The sequence below is a fragment of the Lacisediminihabitans sp. genome, from assembly GCF_036404185.1.
Classification (GTDB): Bacteria; Actinomycetota; Actinomycetes; order Actinomycetales; family Microbacteriaceae; genus Lacisediminihabitans.
The window spans coordinates 1-4,767 of record NZ_DASWPB010000194.1 but is presented as its reverse complement, the minus strand read 5'-3'; the positions used below and the strand labels follow the sequence as shown (position 1 = coordinate 4,767).

Genomic DNA, 4,767 nt, shown 5'->3' with positions numbered 1-4,767 from the left:
GCGCGGATCCCAGGCGGTGGCCATCACCCCGATGCCGCCGCCGAAGCTGCCACCCATCAGGTCGATCCGGCGCGAGGAATCCGGCAGCAGGTCGATCACCGCGGAGATCGCGCACCAGACGTCCTCGACGCATCCGCCGTGAATATAGCCATCCCGGGACTCGATGCCCGCGAGCACGTGCTCGTCGGCAGCGTCCGGAAAGCGCGGCGAACGGCTCAGCTCGCCGAGGCCGCGCAGGCAGGGCCAGATCACCGCGGTGCGCGGGAGCGCCGGATGCCGCACGTCGGCCTCGATGAGACCGCCGTAGCCGTGCAGACGCACGATCCCGCGGTCGACCACCCCGTCGGCGGGCAGCGTCACCCAGGCGCCGATGACGACGCCGTCGGTGGAGGGATACTCGATCCGCAGCATCCGGACGTCGCCGCGAACCGTGTCCTCGACGACGCGCGGATGCCCGCCCACGGCGAGCGCCCGCCGGTACCTGGCAGACCAGAAGGCCTCCAGATCGGAGGGCGGATCCGGAAGCGGGGCCACCGGACGTTCGTTCACCGACCCAGGCTAACGCCGCCGCGTGCCCCGCAAGACGAAATGTGTCGCCGCCGAGCCCGAGCGGCCGGTCCGCGGGCCACACTGTTGTCGATCCCTCCGTGAACCCCCTGAGGGAGAACGACCATGGAGCAGGACATGAGCAAGCTGGAACGATTCACCGCGGCAGCAGCCGGAAGCGCCACCGACCGCCCGCCGGTCGGCGCCTGGATCCATTTCGGCAGCGCCCTCTGGGAGCCGGAGGATTCCGCCGCCGCCCACCTGCGCTTCTACCGCGAGTACGACTGGGACTACATCAAGGTGATGAACGACTACCGGCTCGCCACCCCGGACGACATCGCCGAGATCACCGACGAGGCGCAGTTCGCGGGTCTGGGACGCGCCGGTGCCGACTATCCGGGATTCGCCGCGCAACTCGCCGTGCTGGGCCTGATCAGGGAGGCGGCGCCGGAGGCCGCGGTCATCGAGACGGTCTTCTCCCCGCTGCAAACCGTCGTTCGATCGCTCGGCGACTCGGTCATCCCGCACTTTCGTCGATCGCCGGACCTGGCCAGGGAGGTCCTCGACCGGGTGACCTCGAGGCTCGAGGAGCACGTCGGCCGGGTGCGCGACAGCGGTATCGACGGGCTCTTCCTGGCCGTGACGGGAGCGGCAAGCGACGCGTCGAGCTGGGGCATCACCCCCGAGGAGTTCTCGGACTGGATCGCGCCCTTCGACCGGCGCGTGCTCCGCGCCGCGGAGGGGCTGACCCGCATCATCCACGCCCACGGGGACGACCTGAATCTGTCCCTGCTCGACGACTACCCGGCGGAGGTCTTCAACTGGTCACCGGCCACGTCCGCCCCGACCATCGGAGACGCGGTCCGGGATGGCCGGAGGGTGGTGATGGCGGGGCTGGACGAGGTGCAATCCCTGTACTGGCCGCCGAGCAGGGTCAGGGAGACGGTGCTCGCCGCCCGCGCCGAAGCGGGCGACCGCCTCATCGTCGCCCCCGGATGCACCCTGCATTCCGACACGCCGCCGAGCGTGTTCCGCGCGTTGCGCGAGAGCGTCGAGCCGGCGCTGAGCCTTCTCTAGGCCGCGGGCACCGGCTCAGGATCCCTTCGGCGGGGTCGGCTCGCCGAGCGAGAGCATGAGCCGGTTCGCCCAGTTGAAGAAGGCCGCGCCGTGGATGGCGTCGGCGATCGCGAGATCGTCGAGGCCGGCCTCGCGCAGCTGACGCACGTTCGCCGCGCCGAACTCGGCGGGTGTTCTGGTGAGCGCCACCGAGGCGTCGATGACGGCCCGCCATTGCGGATCCTCCTGTGGAGCCGACGTGCCCTCGTCCAGCAGCCGCTGCACGTCGTCGTACCGCTTGGAGTGGTGGGTGGCGAAGCGGGAGTGCACCGAGGCACAGAAGATGCAGCCGTTCGTGCGCGAGGCACTCGCCGCGGAGAGCTCCCGCTGGGCGCGGGGCAGGCCGCCCTTCTCGTTGTAGAAGATGTCGTTGTCGGTGCGGGTTCGGGCACCGAGGATGTCTGGATCGCGAACGAGCAGTCGGAAGTAGGGGCTGTTCGCGCGGCCCTTGTCGACGAGACCGACGTAGTGCCGCTCGGTGAGCTCATCGAGGGGCAGCGGTTCCAGCCAGGCCTCCCAGCCGAGCTCGGCCTGGGTGAAGGCATTGGGGGCCTCGAAATCGTGACGGATGACCTTCTCGCTCATGCGAGTTCTCCCTTCAGGGCGGCCAGGCCCGCGACGACGCGGAGCTGGAAATTGAGGAACGCGACGAGCTGGGAGAGCGTGACGATGCCCGTCGTGGACCAGCCGGCGTCGAGAAGTCTCTGGAGCGCATCCGCCGAGGAATCGCGCGGTCGATAGACGAGCAGGTGGGTGTGGGAGAGGGCCGCGGCGAGCCGCGGGCCGACCGCGGCGGCGAGGGTCGCATCCGGCTCCCAGCGGAGGCCGACGACGTTCTCGACCGCCAGAGGTCCCTCCGGATAGTCGCCGTACGGGCCGGTGGTGACGGCCCCCGGAAGGGCGGCCTCCAGCGCGGAGAGCGTCTCGGGCGAGGCCGCCGCGAGCAGCCCGCGATAGAAGGACTCGATGGGGCTCTGCGAGAGTGCCACCGTCCAGTAGGCGACGGCAAGGCGCTCGAGCTGGCTGGCCTGTTCGAGCTCGTCGGAGGCGAACAGCGCGTCGAAGCTCGCCTGGGCGTTCCTCTTGGCCTCTGGACGTTGGCTGCGCAGTGCGAAGAGGGCGTCGCCCTCCTCCACGCCGAGCAGCTGATCGATGACATCGGTGGTCATGGGTTTCCTTTCCGAGCGGGTTTCCGGGCGGGCGGTGGTCAGCTCTGCGGCGCCCAGCCGAGCGCCGGCGCGACCTCCGTGGCGATGAGCTCGAGCGAGCGCAGCACGACCTCGTGCGGCGGGTCGACGGGATGCGGCTGGAAGACGATGTCGGTCGCGCGCGGCAGGATCGGGTCCTCCGCCAGCGCCGCCAGCACCTGCGCCGGGGTGCCGACGTACAGGTCGAGATACGCGGCCACCTCGGCGTCGGATGCCCCCTCGGGGATCGTGACACTCTGCGCCGCGAGCTGCGGCACCGAGCGTGCGATGCCCTGGGCCCGCCAGTGTCGTGCCTCCTCCTCGGTATCGACGACGAGCACCGAGCGCGAGGCCATCACCCTCTGCGCCACGCCCTCGGGCAGGGCCTTCGCGTGACCGTCGACCAGCGGCACCTGATCGCCGACGGAACCCCGCCCGGTGTAGTCGCGACGCGGCTGGGTGCGCGAGAGCATCAGCCCGTTCCCTTCGCGGCCGATGCGCTCGGCACCGCTGGCAGAGAAGGTCGCCTCCCACAGGCTGTCGGCGAGCTGCGGAGCCGGCGGGTAGAGCGCTCCTCCGTCCGTCGTGAGCACGTCGCCGCGCAGGGCCCGCAGCAGCGTCTCCTTGTGGGCCGCGTAGATGGCCGGCCGGTCCTCGACGGCGAGGCCGAACGGCGGGAACGACGTCGCCGTACCTCCCGACCCGATGCCGAGTTCGAAACGACCGTCCGCGAGCAGCCAGAGCACGGCCGCGTCCTCGGCGACCCGGAGCGGGGCTTCGAGCGGAAGGGTGACGATCCCGGTGGCGAGCAGGATGCGCGAGGTCTTCGCCGCCGCCTGGGCGAGCAGCACAAACGGGGAGGGGAGCCCGCCCTCCCCGCTGTGGAAGTGGTGCTGGGCCACCCATGCGGTGTCGAAGCCGAGCTCCTCCGCGCGGACGAACTGTGCGAGGGCGTTGCGATAGCGCTCGAGCGGGGGAACGTCGTCGAGGAGTCGGGTGAAATAGCCGAGCCGGGGTGGGGTCATGCCTGTGCTGCCTTTCCGAGGTAGGCCTCTTGGATGTGCGGGTCGTCGAGCAGCTGCGTGGCCGTGCCCTTCAGGACGATCTCACCGGTGGCGAGCACATATCCCCTGGAGGCGATGGACAGCGCCAGCTCGGCCTGCTGTTCGACGAACAGCACGGCCACGCCGAGCTCCCGATTGATGCGCACGATCTCGTCGAGCACCTGGTCGACGAGCTTCGGGGAGAGCCCCATCGTGGGCTCGTCCATGCAGATAAGCTTCGGCCGGCTCATCAGCGCCCTCGCGAAGGCGAGCATCTGCTGCTCGCCGCCGGACAGCGTACCCGCCTCCTGTCGCCGTCGCTCCGCGAGCCGGGGGAAGTGGTCGCGCATCCGTTCGAGGTCCTCGGCGATGCCTGCCCTGTCCTTCCGGGTGTACGCGCCGGCGAGGAGGTTCTCGTCCACGGTCATCTGGGGGAAGACCCGTCTGGCCTCCGGCACGGAGGCGATCCCCGCCCTGACCCGATGCCTCGTGGAGGCGTGGGTGATGTCCGCCCCGGCGAAGTGGACGGAGCCCGACTTCACCGGGATGAGCCCGAGGATGGTCTTCATCGTCGTCGACTTGCCGCTGGCGTTGCCGCCCAGCAGCGAGACGATCTCCCCCTCGCCCACGGTCAGGGAGTTGCCGCGGAGGGCGTGGAACGGCCCGTAGTAGACGTTCACGTCGTCGAGCGCGAGCAGATCGGTCATGCCTGATCCTCCCGTGCCGGTTCGCGGCGACGGCCGATGTACGCCTCGATCACCGCGGGGTCGTGGCGCACGTCCTCCGGGCGTCCCTCGGCGATGATCCGGCCGCCGTCCATCACGATGATCCGGTCCGAGACGGTCATCACCAGATCCAGCTTGTGCTCGACCAGA

The 4,767-nt window shown here is 70.3% G+C and carries 7 protein-coding genes; 1 reads left to right on the top strand and 6 read right to left on the bottom strand.

What is annotated here, in order from left to right:
* Positions 1-549: acetylxylan esterase (locus VGC18_RS13830; protein WP_331098378.1), on the bottom strand; the 549-nt coding region annotated here is incomplete at its 3' end.
* 135 nt (positions 550-684) lie between these two features.
* On the opposite strand from VGC18_RS13830, the gene VGC18_RS13825 reads away from it, so the two are divergent.
* Positions 685-1,623, top strand: a complete 939-nt coding sequence (locus VGC18_RS13825) for a uroporphyrinogen decarboxylase family protein (protein ID WP_331098377.1) — start codon at positions 685-687, stop codon at positions 1,621-1,623.
* 15 nt (positions 1,624-1,638) lie between these two features.
* Here VGC18_RS13825 and VGC18_RS13820 read toward each other — a convergent pair whose 3' ends face one another.
* Genes VGC18_RS13820 through VGC18_RS13800 form a run of 5 tightly spaced genes read right to left on the bottom strand, consistent with a single transcriptional unit; the run spans position 1,639 to position 4,712 of the window.
* Positions 1,639-2,247, bottom strand: a complete 609-nt coding sequence (locus VGC18_RS13820; protein ID WP_331098375.1) for an alkylhydroperoxidase domain protein — start codon at positions 2,245-2,247, stop codon at positions 1,639-1,641.
* The gene (locus VGC18_RS13815; RefSeq protein WP_331098373.1) at positions 2,244-2,831 is read right to left on the bottom strand and encodes a CMD domain protein; all 588 of its coding nucleotides are present in this window, start codon (positions 2,829-2,831) and stop codon (positions 2,244-2,246) included. Before VGC18_RS13815 ends, VGC18_RS13820 begins: the two co-directional genes overlap by 4 nt.
* A gap of 38 nt (positions 2,832-2,869) precedes the next feature.
* On the bottom strand, positions 2,870-3,874 hold the full coding sequence (locus tag VGC18_RS13810) for a putative FMN-dependent luciferase-like monooxygenase (protein WP_331098372.1): 1,005 nt from the start codon (positions 3,872-3,874) through the stop codon (positions 2,870-2,872).
* Positions 3,871-4,599, bottom strand: coding sequence for an ABC transporter ATP-binding protein (locus VGC18_RS13805; RefSeq protein WP_331098370.1), 729 nt, complete (start codon positions 4,597-4,599; stop codon positions 3,871-3,873). Before VGC18_RS13805 ends, VGC18_RS13810 begins: the two co-directional genes overlap by 4 nt.
* Positions 4,596-4,712 (bottom strand): hypothetical protein, encoded by a 117-nt coding sequence (locus tag VGC18_RS13800; protein WP_331098380.1) that lies wholly within the window; start codon positions 4,710-4,712, stop codon positions 4,596-4,598. The genes VGC18_RS13805 and VGC18_RS13800 overlap by 4 nt, the downstream gene beginning before the upstream one ends.
* Between the last annotated feature and the right edge of the window lie 55 nt (positions 4,713-4,767).

What these genes read in the sequence shown, in the direction of transcription:
- VGC18_RS13800 (WP_331098380.1), bottom strand. Translation starts at nt 4,712, where the DNA reads ATGGACGGCGGCCGGATCATCGCCGAGGGACGCCCGGAGGACGTGCGC.
- VGC18_RS13825 (WP_331098377.1), top strand. Translation starts at nt 685, where the DNA reads ATGAGCAAGCTGGAACGATTCACCGCGGCAGCAGCCGGAAGCGCCACC.
- VGC18_RS13820 (WP_331098375.1), bottom strand. Translation starts at nt 2,247, where the DNA reads ATGAGCGAGAAGGTCATCCGTCACGATTTCGAGGCCCCCAATGCCTTC.
- VGC18_RS13805 (WP_331098370.1), bottom strand. Translation starts at nt 4,599, where the DNA reads ATGACCGATCTGCTCGCGCTCGACGACGTGAACGTCTACTACGGGCCG.
- VGC18_RS13810 (WP_331098372.1), bottom strand. Translation starts at nt 3,874, where the DNA reads ATGACCCCACCCCGGCTCGGCTATTTCACCCGACTCCTCGACGACGTT.
- VGC18_RS13815 (WP_331098373.1), bottom strand. Translation starts at nt 2,831, where the DNA reads ATGACCACCGATGTCATCGATCAGCTGCTCGGCGTGGAGGAGGGCGAC.